The organism is Vibrio sp. 1078-1, assembly GCF_033340475.1.
Genome location: NZ_JAWOWM010000006.1, coordinates 98984 through 115167, shown reverse-complemented (window position 1 = coordinate 115167; position 16184 = coordinate 98984). Strand labels below are relative to the sequence as shown.

The 16184-nt window shown below is 44.8% G+C and carries 14 protein-coding genes; 8 read left to right on the top strand and 6 right to left on the bottom strand.

Annotated elements, in window-relative coordinates:
- Positions 1 to 47: 47 nt before the first annotated feature.
- On the bottom strand, positions 48 to 971 hold the full coding sequence (locus R7190_RS13950; protein WP_054577627.1) for a histone deacetylase: 924 nt from the start codon (positions 969 to 971) through the stop codon (positions 48 to 50).
- 271 nt (positions 972 to 1242) lie between these two features.
- Here R7190_RS13950 and R7190_RS13945 point away from each other — a divergent pair, with 271 nt between their 5' ends.
- A complete protein-coding gene (locus R7190_RS13945) occupies positions 1243 to 1932 on the top strand; it encodes an SDR family oxidoreductase (protein ID WP_186584765.1) in 690 nt (229 codons plus the stop codon).
- A 183-nt stretch (positions 1933 to 2115) separates the two neighbouring features.
- A complete protein-coding gene (locus R7190_RS13940; RefSeq protein ID WP_005380717.1) occupies positions 2116 to 2322 on the top strand; it encodes a hypothetical protein in 207 nt (68 codons plus the stop codon).
- Between the two features lie 44 nt (positions 2323 to 2366).
- Here the strand turns inward: R7190_RS13940 and R7190_RS13935 are convergent, their stop codons facing one another.
- The gene (locus R7190_RS13935) at positions 2367 to 4334 is read right to left on the bottom strand and encodes a DNA topoisomerase III (RefSeq protein ID WP_149192546.1); all 1968 of its coding nucleotides are present in this window, start codon (positions 4332 to 4334) and stop codon (positions 2367 to 2369) included.
- 103 nt (positions 4335 to 4437) lie between these two features.
- Positions 4438 to 4986 (bottom strand): NAD(P)H nitroreductase, encoded by a 549-nt coding sequence (locus tag R7190_RS13930; protein WP_005380711.1) that lies wholly within the window; start codon positions 4984 to 4986, stop codon positions 4438 to 4440.
- Between the two features lie 173 nt (positions 4987 to 5159).
- On the opposite strand from R7190_RS13930, the gene R7190_RS13925 reads away from it, so the two are divergent.
- A complete protein-coding gene (locus R7190_RS13925) occupies positions 5160 to 6476 on the top strand; it encodes an MFS transporter (RefSeq protein ID WP_186584763.1) in 1317 nt (438 codons plus the stop codon).
- A gap of 59 nt (positions 6477 to 6535) precedes the next feature.
- Here the strand turns inward: R7190_RS13925 and R7190_RS13920 are convergent, their stop codons facing one another.
- Positions 6536 to 8548, bottom strand: coding sequence for an NADPH-dependent 2,4-dienoyl-CoA reductase (locus R7190_RS13920; protein ID WP_005380708.1), 2013 nt, complete (start codon positions 8546 to 8548; stop codon positions 6536 to 6538).
- A 224-nt stretch (positions 8549 to 8772) separates the two neighbouring features.
- Between R7190_RS13920 and sppA the strand changes: the two genes are divergently transcribed.
- The gene (gene sppA, locus R7190_RS13915; protein WP_005380705.1) at positions 8773 to 10623 is read left to right on the top strand and encodes a signal peptide peptidase SppA; all 1851 of its coding nucleotides are present in this window, start codon (positions 8773 to 8775) and stop codon (positions 10621 to 10623) included.
- Positions 10624 to 10787: 164 nt separating this feature from the next.
- The gene (gene ansA / locus R7190_RS13910) at positions 10788 to 11801 is read left to right on the top strand and encodes an asparaginase (RefSeq protein ID WP_017635822.1); all 1014 of its coding nucleotides are present in this window, start codon (positions 10788 to 10790) and stop codon (positions 11799 to 11801) included.
- A gap of 95 nt (positions 11802 to 11896) precedes the next feature.
- On the opposite strand, the gene R7190_RS13905 is transcribed toward ansA, so the two are convergent.
- A complete protein-coding gene (locus R7190_RS13905) occupies positions 11897 to 12181 on the bottom strand; it encodes a YeaC family protein (RefSeq protein ID WP_186584761.1) in 285 nt (94 codons plus the stop codon).
- 101 nt (positions 12182 to 12282) lie between these two features.
- Here R7190_RS13905 and R7190_RS13900 point away from each other — a divergent pair, with 101 nt between their 5' ends.
- Entirely contained in the window at positions 12283 to 13104 is an 822-nt protein-coding gene (locus R7190_RS13900; protein WP_065274728.1) for a DUF2989 domain-containing protein, read from the top strand.
- 118 nt (positions 13105 to 13222) lie between these two features.
- Here the strand turns inward: R7190_RS13900 and msrB are convergent, their stop codons facing one another.
- Positions 13223 to 13630 (bottom strand): peptide-methionine (R)-S-oxide reductase MsrB, encoded by a 408-nt coding sequence (gene msrB / locus R7190_RS13895; RefSeq protein ID WP_005380698.1) that lies wholly within the window; start codon positions 13628 to 13630, stop codon positions 13223 to 13225.
- Between the two features lie 337 nt (positions 13631 to 13967).
- On the opposite strand from msrB, the gene gap reads away from it, so the two are divergent.
- Positions 13968 to 14963, top strand: coding sequence for a type I glyceraldehyde-3-phosphate dehydrogenase (gene gap, locus R7190_RS13890; protein ID WP_047104409.1), 996 nt, complete (start codon positions 13968 to 13970; stop codon positions 14961 to 14963).
- Positions 14964 to 15119: 156 nt separating this feature from the next.
- A complete protein-coding gene (locus R7190_RS13885; protein WP_017820788.1) occupies positions 15120 to 16004 on the top strand; it encodes a D-hexose-6-phosphate mutarotase in 885 nt (294 codons plus the stop codon).
- Positions 16005 to 16184 lie beyond the last annotated feature (180 nt).

Genomic DNA, 16184 nt, shown 5'->3' with positions numbered 1-16184 from the left:
CGTTCGTTCCTGTGTTGAATCAATTTGATATTTACGTCTCGTTGTATCTACTCATCAATAAAGGCTTCTTTAGCGGCATTGATAAGCTGCAAGTGGATTGGGACGAGGTCAGCATGATTCGTTCGATATCCACCTCCAACGACAGCTGCGACAGGGATACCTCGAGATTTCACTGTGTGCATTAAAAATCTATCACGTTCTAAAATCCCTTGAGTCGACACATCAAAATATCCAAGCTCATCGTCCTGATGTATATCGACACCAGCATCGTAGATAACTAAATCAGGGCGATGAAGATTAAGTGCCATATCGACCACTTCTTTAAACGCCATTAAAAAATCCTCATCACCTGTTCCTCGCACCAAAGGCACATCGAGGTCAGACTGAGGCTTCCTCGCTGGGAAGTTTTTATCACAGTGGAAAGAAAGCGTGATGATATCTGGCTCATCGTCACATAAAGTTGCTGTTCCATCCCCATGGTGAACATCACTATCAATGATCAATACTTTATCGACATGCTCGACTTCGAGCGCTTGCCTGGCCGCGATCACTAAGTCATTAAATAAACAAAAACCACTGCCAAACTCTTTGTGTGCGTGGTGATACCCACCACTCAAATGAATGGCCACACCGTACTCAAGTGCCTTTTTTGCGGTCAGAGCCGTGCCCGCTGCTGACGTTAGCGTTCTGGTAATGAGAGACTCACTCCAAGGAAAACCTATTCGGCGCATCTTCGCAGCTGGCATGTTTCCACTAACAAGTAACTCGACGTATTCCTCGTCATGAACACGTTTTACTTCCCCAACAGTTAATGCTTCGGGCTGGAAAAACTGCGTGTGCTCTTTCCAGTTATCTTTCTCCATATGCACCAATACCGATTCATAGAGGTACTGGTATTTCATAATTGGGTAACGATGCCCCTCTGGCAACTCAAGTTGAGAATAAATCGGGTGGTAGATAAATGGCAGCATGAGAAATTCTTAATAACAATGGTAACGAAATAGTATCAACTTAAAGGGTTGAATAAAACGCAATTTAATTGATAATGATTTTCAATATCAATTAAATTTAATATACATATGAATTCTACTTTCTTTGCTATTCTCGGCGCACTATTTGGCTCTCTTTGTGCCCTGTCCCTATTTTCATCTCTTGTTGTTGGTGCGTGGTGGTTGGTTGATTTTATTGTGCTTAACTAACACAATGACTTTCAACTGAAATCAAAAAAACATAGGTGTTTGTATGAGTCAAACCGTCTTTATTACCGGAGCAAATCGCGGCATTGGCCTTAGCTTAACTGAGCTGTACCTGAAGCAAGGCCACCAAGTGCATGCTACTAGCCGTTCCTTAGAGAACAGTTCAGAACTACAAACTCTAGCCTCACAATTCAGCAATCTAGTTTTGCACGAACTGGATGTCACGCACTACGAACAAGTCGCTAAGCTTGCCGATAAACTCCCTGCCATCGACTTACTCATCAATAATGCAGGATATTACGGCCCCAAGGGATATGGCTTTGGAAATACTGACGTAGAAGCATGGCGTAAAGTCTTCGAAGTAAACACCATTGCTCCGTTAAAACTGGTTGAGTACTGTTACCCTCGCTTACAACAAGGCAAGATGAAAAAGATTGCTTGTATCTCATCAAAAGTCGGCAGTATGACCGAAAATACGTCCGGCGCCGGCTATATTTATCGCTCATCGAAAGCGGCGCTTAACTCGGTTGTGAAAAGCTTAAGTAATGATTTAACACCTGAAGGATTTACCGTTTTAGCGCTTCACCCTGGTTGGGTAAAAACGGCGATGGGCGGGCCAAATGCTTTGATAGATACGCAAACCTCCGCGCTAGGCCTAGCGAACGTGATAGAACTGAGCACACCGCAGCTTTCAGGTCGATTTATTAACTACGATGGTACTGAGTTACCTTGGTAGCAGCATTAAGACACAGCCATCACTAAACCAAATACCATCAAAGCTAGGCTTCATAATCGTGACTTGGTTGGCAAACATAATGTTCATCAGTGATCCACCAGCATAATTCGCGCAATCTAACTTGAATTTATCTACATCCAATCCAGACTTAGGAAAAAGTAGAACAAATAAGGAGAAAGCACGATGGCAGCAGATAGGGATTTGGTTAATTTTAGCGAAGAGCACGAACTAAATTACTGCTTGAGAAGTGCTGGTAAACGCCAAACTCAAGCGAATCGAGATACATTAGTTGACTTGGGCAACCAGGTGAAAGAGGTACTGGACAAACGCGTGTTAACTCAAGGTGAAGTAAGAGGCGCGATCCAAAACCACGGTGACCTGTTCGAGTAATCTATTTTCAAGCATGCGCGGTGTTTAATTACACCGCGCTTGTCCTATGCCTGCTTACCTTTGGTTGCACGAGATTTAGTCGCGCCACCATTCTTTGAATAACTGCGCTTTTTACGTTTAAACGCAGGACGTTCCACCTTGGGTAAATGACGTAATGAATCAGGGATAGGGCCTGCTTTTACTTGTGCCATCAAGCTATCAATGCGTTGTTCCAGTGCTTGCATGAACGGCTGATATGCTTGATTTCTCTCTGCCATACCTTGTAACTGGTGCTCCCAATGAGCCGTCATATCAGGGTATGTTGAATCTTCTGGCAAGGCATGAATGAGACCTCTTCCCGCAGGAGAACTGAGAATTGACTTACCTTGACGCGTAAGCAGTTGGCGTTTGAACAGCGTGTCCAAAATACCAGCGCGAGTCGCTTCCGTGCCTAGCCCATCAGTGTCACGAAGGATTTTTTTCAGTTCTTTATCCGCAACGTAACGGGCGATCCCGGTCATCGCTTGCAACAGCGATGCCTCGGTAAAATGCTTTGGTGGCTCGGTTTTTCGGTCTTTTATTTCCCCTTCACGACAAGTTAACACGGTGCCTTCGGGTAGCGGTGGCACGGCATCAATACCTTCATCTTCCTTGTCAGTTTTGCCCATTAGCGCTTTCCAACCCGGCGAAACTAACTGACGACCTTTCGCGACAAACGTACCACCAGCGATATCGAAAACCAATTTCGCTTCTGCGTAAACCGCCGCCGGATAGAACTGCATGAGGTACTGGCGCGCAATCAATTGATACACTTTCATCTCATTGCCGGAAAGCGCATTCACATTAGCTTGCTTCGGTGTAGGGATAATCGCATGGTGCGCATCCACTTTTTTATCGTTCCAGGCTTTGGACTTTAATGTTAAGTCTGCTCCCTGAACGGCAACTTGCAACTCTTTTGCGTTATTCGCAATAGCAGCTGTCACCGTCCCTGCTTGTGAGTAGTGTTCCATCGGTAAATAGCGACAATCTGAACGCGGGTAAGTGATCAGCTTGTGCTTTTCATACAATGCCTGACAAGTATCTAGTACTTGTTGCGCACTCATACCATAGCGCTTCGCGGCATCGATCTGTAAGGCAGATAACGAATAAGGTAATGGTGCTGATTGCTTGGTTTGCTTTTGTTCCGACTCCGTCACTTTTGCAGGTTGATTTGCGATGCGGTTTGCAACATTTTCCACCAACTTACGGTTTAACACTCGACCTTCTTCGTCCTGCCAAGGCTTGCATGCCTCACTTGGCTTCCAACGAGCACGAATATCAAAAGTACCATTGGCATCTTGATATGGGATCAGAGCATGTAGGGTAAAATAGTCCTTCGGGACAAAGTTTTCGATTTCTTCATCACGACGCACCACTAAGCCAAGAACTGGCGTTTGCACTCGCCCTACCGAGAGAACACCTTGATACCCTGCTTTTTGACCAAGCAAGGTATAAGCACGAGACATGTTCATACCATACAGCCAATCAGCCCGAGAGCGGGCCAATGCAGAAACTGAAAGTGGGATAAACTCGCGATTACTGCGCATAGAACTGAGTGCGCGTTTAACCGCAGGTAAGTTTAAGTCGGAAATCAGCAAACGCTGTGTAGATTCCTTCTTGGTTTTAGATAACTTGCAATAGTCCAGAACTTCATCAACTAACAGCTGACCCTCTCGATCTGGGTCTCCTGCATGAATGACTTCGTTAGCTTCTTTGAGCAATTTACGAATCACTGTTAATTGCTTACTTGCGCTTTTCCTCGGTCTGAGCTGCCATTGCTGCGGAACAATTGGTAAATCTGCCATATTCCACTTTTTATAACGCTCATCGTAAGCGTCAGGTTCGACTTGTTCGAGCAAATGGCCGATACACCAAGTAACGATATCCCCGTTCCCACAGCGGATGAATCCTTGATCTTTCTTTTGAGGGTTTGGCAGTGCAGCGGCAATCGCACGGCCTAAGCTTGGTTTTTCAGCAATAAACAGACGAGACATAACGTTTTGGAAATAAATATAATTAGGGCCACATTAACGAATGTAGCCCTAACAAATCAAGAAAAACTGTATAAATAAACAGTCAATTTACCTAGATGCTCAGTTATAGAAACTCAACAAACTGAGAAAGGTCACGCTCAGGAACTTTCATCGGTGTACAACCAGGCGTGCCTAAGTACAAGAAACCAACAATCTCATCGTCACCTTCTAAACCAAATGCTTGATGAACTTCTGGATGGAACATCCACTTACCTGAGCGCCAAAACCCTTGAAAGCCTTGCGCTACGGCTGCCATTTGCATCGCTTGTACAGCGCATCCCGCAGATAAGTGTTGCTCTAGTGCTGGTACTTTCTCATGTTCTGTTACTTTAGCAATCACCGTGATCACCATTGGTGCGCGAAATGGGGCATTCTTTACCTTTTCGACCACCGCTTCATCACTATTTTCAGCTTCTGCCGCTTTTACCAAGATATCTGACAGTTTTTTCAAACCATCGCCCTGTGCGATAACGAAACGCCAAGGGGTTAATCCCGCATGGTCAGGCGCACGAAGGCCGGCACGAATGATGTTCTCAAGTGCTTTACCTTCTGGTGCAGGCGCAGATAACTTCGCGATAGATCGGCGATTGAGCAAAAGATCGAGAGCGTCCATGAAAGAATCCTTATTGAATATCGTTGTTATTTTGTTTACGCCACTTTAGCACAATCTGCTCCTGCGAATAACAACCGGTTTTCTGTGGGCTTGATAACGTGCTTCACTTAACATCAAACTGGGTTTAATGTTAATTTATTCGCGAAATGAATAAGTTGAACATAGGCAGGTTGATGAACAAGGACAAACAAAACAGCATTTACGAAAAGATCGTTAATGACGAAGATGCCCGTGCCTGTAAGGCGATTCCTGAATCAGCTTGTCATCAAGTTCCCGGCAACTTTGTTAAAATCATTCTCGCTCAGTTTTTAACGAAGGTCGGCGATGCGTTAATCAACCCTAAAGTCACGTTGCCGTGGATACTACAAAGTCTCGGGGCTCCGGTTTACTTAATTGGTTGGCTAGTTCCTATTCGTGAGTCAGGATCCCTTATCCCACAACTTAGCATCGCGCACTACATCCGACGCATTCCAGTAAGAAAATGGGTCTGGGTAATTGGCAGCATCTTGCAGGCTCTTTCCATATTTGCAATCGGATTGGTCGCATTAACTCTAACAGGAGCAGCTGCGGGTTATGGTGTGATTGCATGTCTTGTGATCTTCAGCCTCTCACGCGGTTTAAATTCCGTCGCATCAAAAGATGTATTGGGCAAAACCATCCCTAAAAACCAACGAGGTCAAGTCAACGGCTGGTCTTCAAGCGCTGCTGGCCTGGTTACGCTGCTTTTCGCTAGCCTTCTGGCACTAGCCTGGTTATGGGACGTAGAGCCGACAGAGCGCTTTTACGGTCTGAGTTTAGGCTTAGCGGGCGTCATATGGCTCATCGCGGCATTCGTCTATGCGCGAATTAATGAGTATGCCGGTGAGGTAGACGGTGGTAGAAATGGCGTCCTCGAAGCATTTAAACAACTCGCGTTACTTAAGACAGACGTGACCTTTCGTCGATTCGTTATCACGCGGACACTATTTTTATGTTCTGCGCTGAGTGCACCGTACTACGTTGTGCTGGCACAGCAATCTCTGGGTGGACAGCTCTGGGTGCTAGCTCTCTTTATGTTTGCGAGTGGCTTGGCCTCCTTTGTGTCAGGTCCTTTCTGGGGAAGAATGTCCGATCGTTCTAGCCGCAGTGTGATGGTCATAGGCGCAATGATGAGCGCGCTACTTGGTGTTGTGTTATTTGTTTACGATACATGGGTCACCGCTAGCCAAAGCTTCCTATTCGTGATTCCTCTGCTTTACTTTTGTGTTTGTATTGCCCACGACGGAATACGAGTCGGACGAAAAACCTATTTAGTTGATATCGCAGAAGGTGACAAACGTACGAGCTATGTAGCCGTGAGTAACACAGTGGTTGGGATAATGCTGCTTCTAATGAGCTCTCTTGGTGTTATGTCGAACTTCTTGAGCCTTTCAGCTGTGGTGTTAGTGTTCTCTTTTATTACTTTTGCTGGCGTGGTAATGGCCAAACAACTGCCAGATATCAGTGACTAGTTCTATACAAAAAAGCTGCGCTCAAAGCGCAGCTTTTATGGTAAACACACATTAAAAGGCTAGAGTTTTACCGCCAATTTAACACCTTGACGAATCGCACGCACAGCATCAAGTTCACCCGCATGGTCAGCTCCGCCAATGATATGAATCTTCTCTCCAAGTTCAGACCATTTATCTTCAAACGGACGTACAGACTCTTGCCCAGCACAAATGATAACCTTGTCTGCATTAAGTACCTGCGCGCTTCCGTCTACATGAATGTGCAAACCTTGATCATCAATTTTATCGTAAGACACGCCGCCGACTAAATGTACGCCCCGTTTTTCAAGGGTACGTTTATGGATCCAACCTGTCGTTTTACCCGGACCTTTACCTACACGACCTTTACGACGCTGAAGTACCCAGACTTCTTTATCGCTGACCGCATCAGGGTAAGGGTATAAACCGCCCGGCTGAGACATCTCCTTGTCGATTCCCCATTCATGCAACCAGTCATCCAACGTTTGTCCAACTGGCTCTGTGAGCATGGTCGCGACATCTACGCCAATGCCACCAGCACCTACGATAGCCACTTTCTCACCGACTGGCGTTTTGTCTCGAATGAGAGTTTGATAGTCGACGACTTTCTCTGGGTTATCAATTCCATCAATATTGACTTTACGTGGCTCAACACCCGATGCCATCACTATCTCATCATATTCTGTGAGTAAGTCATAGTTCGCTTCCGTCGATAAGTGCAGATTCACGCCTGTTTCATCAATACGGTTAGCGAAATATCGTATCGTCTCTCGAAACTCTTCCTTACCAGGGATCTGCATCGCAAGACGGAACTGACCACCGATGCGGTCGTTCTTTTCGAACAAATCAACCTTATGGCCACGTTCAGCCAGTGTGGTCGCACAAGCCAAGCCCGCAGGGCCAGCACCAACAACTGCAATGTTTTTCTTCTTAAAGGCTGGTTCAACAACAATTTCGGTTTCATAGCACGCTAGAGGGTTCACTAAGCAACTGGCGCGCTTACCTTTAAACACGTTATCTAGACACGCCTGATTACAACCAATACACGTATTAATAAGCTGCGCTTTTTCCTGTTCGGCTTTAGCAACAAAGTAAGGATCGGCCAAGAATGGGCGCGCCATCGAAACCATGTCGGCATGACCTGAAGATAAAATGCGTTCTGCTTCATCTGGCGTATTTATACGGTTGCAAGTGATAATAGGAACCGAAACGTGAGGTTTAACTTTTTCCGTAACCCATGTAAACGCACCACGTGGTACTTGAGTCGCAATGGTCGGAATTCGAGCCTCATGCCAACCGATACCCGTATTAATAATCGTGACGCCAGCCTCTTCAAGTGCTTTCGCCAATTCGATAACGTCTTCAAAAGTGCTGCCCTGCTCGACAAGATCCAGCATAGAAAGACGGAAGATGATGATGAACTTGTCACCCACCGCCTTGCGTACCGCTTTAACAATTTCTAGCGGAAAACGCATACGTTTTTTATAGCTGCCACCCCATTCGTCGTAACGCATATTAGTACGTTTACATAAGAATTGGTTTATCAAGTAACCTTCCGAGCCCATTAACTCGACGCCATCATAACCAGCAAGCTGTGCTAACTCCGCACTATTAGCAAACGCGTCGATGGTTTTCTTTATCTGGCGGTCGCTCATTTCACTCGGAGCAAACTTTGCAATCGGCGCTTTAATGCCAGATGCACTTTGCGAGAATGGATGCATTGCATAACGCCCAGCATGGAGAATTTGCAACGCAATTTTACCACCGTGCTTGTGCACCGCTTCTGTCACAACTTTATGGGCTTTAGCATGTTTTGGCTTGCTGAATTCAGCACTCAACGGGTGTAAACGACCGCGTAAGTTAGGAGAAAAACCTCCGGTTACAATCAGTCCGACACCGCCTTTCGCGCGTTCTTCATAAAAAGCAGCGAGCTTCTGTAATCCTTCTTTGTGCTCTTCTAAGCCCGTGTGCATTGATCCCATCAGAACTCGGTTTCGTAATTGTGTGAAACCGAGGTCCAGTGGCTTTAATAGGTTTGGGTACATGGCAGACATCACTTAACATCCATTGTTATTATCATGGTCTGACCAGATTAAGCCTGCTCAACCAAAAAATCAAACAAGCGTTTACATTTTTGTAACACCGATCAATCTCGTGTGAAAATATGCCAATTGTTGAGTGGTCGTGATAAGCTAAAAAAATGTTATCTTTTGAGATCTTAGAGATAAGAACCCATACTTTGTTAGACTCGGCGTAACTATCTCGTTATGGAGACAAGATGAAAAAACTCTTCAAATTTATTGGTTTGATATTTAAAGGGATATGGAAAAGTATCACTTTCATCAGACTCGCACTGGCAAACCTAATTTTCTTGCTGATGATTGCCGTTTTCTACTTTGCCTTTACTTATACCGGAGACGGTCAACCTGTCGTCGAAAAAGAATCGGCATTGGTGATGAACCTTTCAGGCCCAATTGTCGAACAAAGACGTTATGTAAACCCAATGGACTCTTTTGCTGGTTCCCTTTTGGGTAATGAGTTACCGAAAGAAAACGTCCTTTTCGATATCGTTGATACCATTCGCTACGCGAAAGACGATCCTAAAGTGTCTGGATTAGTGCTAGCACTGCGAGACATGCCAGAAACAAATCTCACGAAACTACGTTACATCGCGAAAGCGTTGAACGAATTTAAAGCGTCAGGCAAACCCGTTTACGCCGTAGGTGATTTCTACAACCAAAGCCAATATTACTTGGCAAGTTACGCTGACAAAGTTTATCTGGCACCTGATGGTGGTGTATTGATTAAAGGTTACAGCGCTTACTCAATGTACTACAAAACGTTACTTGAAAAGCTTGACGTTTCTACTCATGTTTTTCGCGTAGGTACTTATAAATCCGCTATCGAACCTTTTATTCGTGATGACATGTCCGATGCGGCGAAAGAGTCAGCAACACGTTGGGTTACTCAATTGTGGAGTGCTTTTGTTGATGACGTAACAACAAACCGAAACATTGATGCGAAAGTGCTTAATCCAACCATGGATGAGCTGATTAACGAGATGAAGTCTGTAAATGGCGATATTGCTCAGCTCGCAGTCAAATTGGGGCTAGTGGATGAACTTGCTACACGCCAAGACATTCGCACTCTATTTGCAAAACAGTTTGGCAGTGACGGCAAAGACAGCTACAACGCGATTGGTTACTACGACTACCTTGCAACGATTCGTCCCGATTACACACTACCTCAGCACGACATCGCCGTTGTTCTAGCAAGTGGCGCGATTATGGACGGTCAACAACCTCGCGGAACTGTTGGTGGTGACACAGTCGCAAGCTTGCTGCGTCAAGCACGCAATGATGAAAAAGTGAAAGCGGTCGTATTACGAGTAGATAGTCCAGGAGGCAGTGCCTTTGCTTCTGAAGTGATTCGTAACGAAGTAGAAGCTCTGAAGCAAGCAGGTAAGCCGGTTGTTGTATCCATGTCGAGTTTGGCTGCTTCTGGTGGTTATTGGATTTCAATGAGCGCAGACAAAATCGTTGCTCAGCCAACAACCCTGACGGGCTCCATTGGTATATTTAGTGTCATCACCACGTTTGAAAAAGGCTTTAGCAAGTTAGGTATTAACACTGATGGCGTTGGCACATCGCCGTTCTCAGGTGACGGTATTACCACTGGCCTTTCTGAGGGCGCGTCTCAAGTGTTCCAATTAGGTATCGAACACGGTTACAAGCGCTTTATTTCTCTAGTTGGCGAGAATCGCGATATGTCTCTAGAGGAAGTTGACAAAGTTGCTCAAGGTCGAGTTTGGACTGGCCAAGATGCACTATCCTTTGGTCTTGTCGATCAAATGGGTGACTTTGATGATGCTGTAGAGCTAGCGGCGAAACTAGCGAACGTGACCGATTATGGCATTTACTGGGTAGAAGAGCCTCTTTCACCTACTGAACTATTTCTACAAGAGTTTATGAAACAGGTGAAAGTCTCTCTAGGTATTGATGCTACAAGCTTGCTACCAAAAAGTCTTCAACCCGTAGCTCAACAATTCGAACAAGACGCAAGCTTGCTCCAAAGCTTCAACGATCCTAAAGGTCAATACGCATTTTGTTTGAACTGCCAAGTGCAGTAGTTTTTCCATCAATATTACAAAGGGCACTTCTACTTGAAGTGCCCTTTTTATTAGGCTTTGCATCTCCTCAGATGACTTTCTGATGCTGTGCGTATAGCCTCGCATCTCAAGGTTATTTAGGTATATAATCCCCGCCTCTGTTCCCCTACACGAAAGAAAAAACGATGACTAGAAAACACATCTACATCGCTTACACCGGTGGTACCATCGGAATGCAAAAATCCGACCACGGCTATGTGCCTGTTGCTGGCTTTATGGAAAAGCAATTAGCAAGCATGCCCGAATTCCATCGTCCTGAAATGCCGGATTACACCATCCACGAATACGACCCTCTGATTGACTCATCAGATATGACACCTGCTGACTGGCAGCAGATTGCGAATGATATTCGTGACAACTATGACAAATACGATGGTTTCGTTATCCTACATGGTACTGACACCATGGCGTACACAGCGTCCGCATTGTCTTTCATGCTTGAAAACCTTGGTAAGCCAGTGATTGTAACGGGTTCACAAATCCCTCTCGCAGAGCTGCGTTCTGACGGCCAAGCAAACCTATTAAACGCGCTACATATTGCGGCAAACTACCCGATCAACGAAGTAACTTTGTTCTTCAATAATCAATTGATGCGTGGTAACCGCAGCACAAAATCTCATGCAGACGGTTTTAATGCCTTTACTTCACCAAACCTTCCTCCACTATTGGAAGCTGGGATCAATATTCAAGTTAGCAACAGCGTAACCGTTGGTGCACAACCAGAAGGTGAGTTTAAGGTTCACAACATCACGCCACAACCAATCGGTGTGATCACCATGTACCCTGGTATTTCACACGAAGTTATCCGCAACACGCTTCGTCAGCCCGTGAATGCGATGATTCTTCTGACTTTTGGTGTCGGTAATGCTCCTCAGAACCCTGAGCTGCTTGGTCACCTGAAAGAAGCCTCTGAGCGCGGCGTTATTGTCGTAAACCTAACTCAGTGTTTGGCAGGTAAAGTGAATATGGGCGGATATGCCACAGGTTGTGCGCTCGCAGACTCTGGTGTTATCAGTGGCTTTGACATGACGCCCGAAGCGGCGCTGGCAAAACTACACTACCTTCTAAGCCAAAACCTTTCTTACGAAGAAGTAAAAGAGAGAATGCAACAAGTACTGCGTGGTGAAATGAGCCTGTAAGTTCAAGCTTTCTACGATCTAAAAAGCCCAATACAGTTTGGGCTTTTTTCTTTCAAAATCAAAATAATAAAATTTTGAGAAATAAGGCGTAAGGATTAATCAATGTTCGGATTCACACGAACAATATCTCTCTCTTCTCCGCTGAATTGTTTTTTAAGCTCTTGTTTTGATTTAAAACTGATTTCACCACCGGCTGCAACCGTCATATGCTGCGCATCAGTATTATGTTTTGATTGATACAACATCACAGCTTGCATACACGAATCTCGCTGCTCTTTAGAAAGTGTTGTACCCTCAGGCCATCTTCCCGTTTCTACTGCATAGACTAAGCGATCATAAACTTCTGGAGTCATCGCTTGTAATAGTTGTTCTGCGTCCATAGTGTACCTTCTTATTACATTCTATTTACAGAACATAACGGGTTAAGAAACTGAGTCAAGAATACGAAAATGAATTGGTGTAACGGATCACAAGCAAAGCCATGAAAAGAACAAACTGGTTACTTCTCAGCCTCGCATGTTTTGCGCTATCGGGCTGTTTTGAAGGTAACGTGACAACCGAAGAGTTGTGCCAAAAAACACCAGAACTGCGTTGCGAGCAGCTCAATATGGATGACGGCCAATGTCGAATTCCAAGAACAAATTTGGTTTGGCATCGGTTTGAGCAATTGAAAAACCCATCGGAAGCAAACCAAATCATCGAATACGGTCTGGTCGCTGAATATAGGAAATGCTTAGAACTCGCCTCCCAGATCACCCCTATTGATCAAAGTGCTCTCAAAAGACAACGCTTTAATGCATTGGTACACAGTATTGATGAGCTAGAGCGCATTGTAAACGAGTTAAAAGGCTCAGAAGACCCGGCTACTTTGTATTTTTTATGGTCTCAAACGGGAGATACTCAAGCTCGGCGCGCATTTTTACAAATGGAAGGGTCTCCCCAATTAAATAATGCTGAGATGCAATATGCATTAGCCACTTTTTATACCAACCGAGATACCAAGAAAACCCTGGAGCTTCTTAATAACGCGTTGTCTTTATCTGATGAAGACAACATCAATCCGGTCATTCTCAAGTCAATGGCAAGTATTCATCAGGGGCTTGGAGACAAAGAGCAAGCGTATCTATGGGCAATGGTCGCGAAGAGATTCGACGTACCGCTTGCTGATGAAAAGCAGCTCCAACGTATGTTCAATTTCAGTCATCCAGAGCGATATAAGCAGTTGGATGAATTAGCCGAATCGGTGGCGAAAGCCATAGAGAAAGGTATCTATTCCCCAGCAATGATACCCACTGAGATATAAACGAAAAACTCCCGCAATGAGCGGGAGTTTTTCGTTTAAGTCGAGCGACACTCAGATCACCGTTGAGCATGAATCATCCTGAAAGGATAAAACAATCTCGAGCACAATTTTGTCGTTATTATTCTGATTTGTTGAAAATTAACGACACAGAATTAACACAAAAACGCTCTCCTGTGGTCTGTGGGCCATCTTCAAAAACGTGCCCTAGATGGCTATCACACGTTGCACAACGAATCTCTGTACGTACCATTCCGTGACTTAGATCTTCTAAATAGCGCACCGCTTGATCGTTGATAGGCGCATCAAAACTTGGCCATCCGCAGCCAGAGTCATACTTGTTATCAGAGACAAAGAGAGGGGCATTACAACAAGTACAAGCATAAACACCAGTTTCCTTATTATGCAGTAGCTTACCGCTGAAAGGAGGCTCTGTACCTTGCTCTCGGCAAACACGGAACTCTTCATCAGACAGTTGCTCACGCCACTGTTCATCTGACTTCGTCACTTTTTTCCCGCTTTGTTCCACGACTTTCGGCTCCTTATTTACTGTTCTTGGTATTGACTTTTTTAGCAAAAAACTTGCTTCTCTTAACAGTTGTAGCACATACTTTCTCACCAGGACACCATGCGTAATTAATTTGATAAGAGCACTTATCTCACCAGTTATATTACGCCAACTGGGCTACAGAAGAATCAGTCAAAAGTTTAAAAAACGTACATTTGCAAAGAATTGTTAAAAAAAGCGTCGCTTTTTTTTGACTTTAAACAAGTTAAGTCCGATTATCACTTGCAGATGTTTACTGGATTCTGTAATTTTACTACCAGTTATCTTTAATCAGAAATTAAGTTGTGGAGCAACTATAATGACTATCAAAGTAGGTATTAACGGTTTTGGCCGTATCGGTCGTTTCGTATTCCGTGCAGCGCAAGAGCGTGCTGACATCGAAGTTGTAGGTATCAACGACCTTATCGACGTAGATTACATGGCATACATGCTTAAGTATGACTCAACTCACGGCCGTTTCAACGGTACTGTTGAAGTTGAAGGCGGTAACCTAATCGTTAACGGTAAAACTGTACGTGTTACTGCAGAGCGCAACCCTGAAGACCTAAAATGGGACGAAATCGGTGTTGACGTTGTAGCTGAAGCAACTGGTCTTTTCCTAACTGACGAGACTGCACGTAAGCACATCACTGCTGGCGCGAAAAAAGTTGTACTAACTGGTCCTTCTAAAGACGCTACTCCAATGTTCGTTAACGGCGTAAACTTCGACACTTACGCTGGTCAAGACATCGTTTCTAACGCTTCTTGTACTACTAACTGTCTAGCGCCTATCGCTAAAGTTCTTAACGACAAGTTCGGTATCGAATCTGGTCTTATGACTACAGTTCACGCAACTACAGCAACTCAAAAAACTGTAGATGGTCCTTCTGCTAAAGACTGGCGCGGTGGTCGTGGTGCTTCTCAAAACATCATCCCATCTTCAACTGGTGCTGCTAAAGCTGTAGGCGTTGTACTTCCAGAAGTAAACGGCAAACTAACTGGTATGGCTTTCCGCGTACCAACTGCTAACGTTTCTGTAGTTGACCTAACTGTTAACCTAGTTAACGGTGCTTCTTACGAAGACATCTGTAAAGCGATGAAAGAAGCTTCTGAAGGCGAACTAAAAGGCGTTCTAGGCTACACTGAAGATGCAGTTGTATCTCAAGACTTCATCGGCGAAGTTTGCACTTCAGTATTCGATGCTAAAGCTGGTATCGCGCTAACTGACAAATTCGTTAAGGTTGTATCTTGGTACGACAACGAAATCGGTTACTCAAACAAAGTTCTAGACCTAATCGCTCACATCTCTAAGTAATTAGAAAGTTAGCAATTAGCGAATAACTTCGTTAAAGAAAAGGCGGCTCTAGAGTCGCCTTTTTTGTATCTGGAATTTGAGAGAATGCAGGCTCGATGTTGCATTTAATGTGCGAAGCGCGTCTAAAAGCTCTCCCCCAGCGATAGGAAACTACACATGGATTTAAAAACTCTCCCAGCCCTAACGGTGCTATCTGATAACGTCACTATCGTTGAAGTTGATCAGATAAAAATCGTCCGCGTGATTCATGACAAAGCAACGGCAGGCATCTCGCTACACGGTGGTCATGTCGTGTCGTTCACGCCTAAAGGTCAAGAAGATCTGATCTGGATGAGCGAAAAAGCTGTCTTCGATGGTAAAGCTGCTCTTCGCGGTGGCATTCCGGTTTGTTGGCCTTGGTTTGGGCGTATTGCTGCTCCAGCTCACGGCTTTGCCCGCACCGCAGAATGGGAGTTGGTTGAACATCGTGAGAACCATAACGGTGTGATTGTTGAACTTGCTCTGTTCCCGACAGAAGAAATCCACGATATTTGGCCCCATATGTTTGACGCTCGTTTGGTGATTGAAGTGGGCGATGAGCTAAAAGTGACGCTCAAAGTCATGAACATTGATGACGAGGCTTGGACCTTCTCTGGCGCATTACATACTTACCTAAACGTTGGAGACATTAAGCAAGCACAAACGACAGGCATGGGTGCCGAGTACATTGATAGCTTGAAAGCTGATGCGGTATGCCAAGGTGGTAATGTTCTACAACTAACTGACACCATTGATCGCGTTTACACGCAACCAGAAGCGAAAATTTTGGTAAAAGACCCGGTATTGGATCGTACGCTAAGCGTACACAACCAAGGCCACAACTCAGCAGTATTATGGAACCCTTGGGCAGAAGGTGCGCAAAGCATGGGTGACATGGCTGACGATGGTTATCAAACCATGTTGTGTGTGGAGTCTGCTGTTCATGCACCAAGTATTGAGCAAGGTCAAACGCTCCAACCAGGTGAGACACATGAACTTGTCACTGTCATTTCAGCGCAGTAAGAATCACCATATAAAGGCCGGGATACCCGGCTTTTTTTGTAATAAAAGCTCTGCTTAGATGGTCCTATCTTTACTAACTTATTGGTTACTGGTCACTTTTGACGGTTTCATTAATAAATATCAAAAAAATTGATCATATAAACCGATAGCATACCGATACAAAACTCATAAATAATAAAA

Excerpts from the sequence above, each read along its gene's own strand:
- R7190_RS13950 (WP_054577627.1), bottom strand. The coding sequence starts at position 971 with ATGCTGCCATTTATCTACCACCCGATTTATTCTCAACTTGAGTTGCCA.
- R7190_RS13945 (WP_186584765.1), top strand. The coding sequence starts at position 1,243 with ATGAGTCAAACCGTCTTTATTACCGGAGCAAATCGCGGCATTGGCCTT.
- R7190_RS13940 (WP_005380717.1), top strand. The coding sequence starts at position 2,116 with ATGGCAGCAGATAGGGATTTGGTTAATTTTAGCGAAGAGCACGAACTA.
- R7190_RS13935 (WP_149192546.1), bottom strand. The coding sequence starts at position 4,334 with ATGTCTCGTCTGTTTATTGCTGAAAAACCAAGCTTAGGCCGTGCGATT.
- R7190_RS13930 (WP_005380711.1), bottom strand. The coding sequence starts at position 4,986 with ATGGACGCTCTCGATCTTTTGCTCAATCGCCGATCTATCGCGAAGTTA.
- R7190_RS13925 (WP_186584763.1), top strand. The coding sequence starts at position 5,160 with ATGAACAAGGACAAACAAAACAGCATTTACGAAAAGATCGTTAATGAC.
- R7190_RS13920 (WP_005380708.1), bottom strand. The coding sequence starts at position 8,548 with ATGTCTGCCATGTACCCAAACCTATTAAAGCCACTGGACCTCGGTTTC.
- sppA (WP_005380705.1), top strand. The coding sequence starts at position 8,773 with ATGAAAAAACTCTTCAAATTTATTGGTTTGATATTTAAAGGGATATGG.
- ansA (WP_017635822.1), top strand. The coding sequence starts at position 10,788 with ATGACTAGAAAACACATCTACATCGCTTACACCGGTGGTACCATCGGA.
- R7190_RS13905 (WP_186584761.1), bottom strand. The coding sequence starts at position 12,181 with ATGGACGCAGAACAACTATTACAAGCGATGACTCCAGAAGTTTATGAT.
- R7190_RS13900 (WP_065274728.1), top strand. The coding sequence starts at position 12,283 with ATGAAAAGAACAAACTGGTTACTTCTCAGCCTCGCATGTTTTGCGCTA.
- gap (WP_047104409.1), top strand. The coding sequence starts at position 13,968 with ATGACTATCAAAGTAGGTATTAACGGTTTTGGCCGTATCGGTCGTTTC.
- R7190_RS13885 (WP_017820788.1), top strand. The coding sequence starts at position 15,120 with ATGGATTTAAAAACTCTCCCAGCCCTAACGGTGCTATCTGATAACGTC.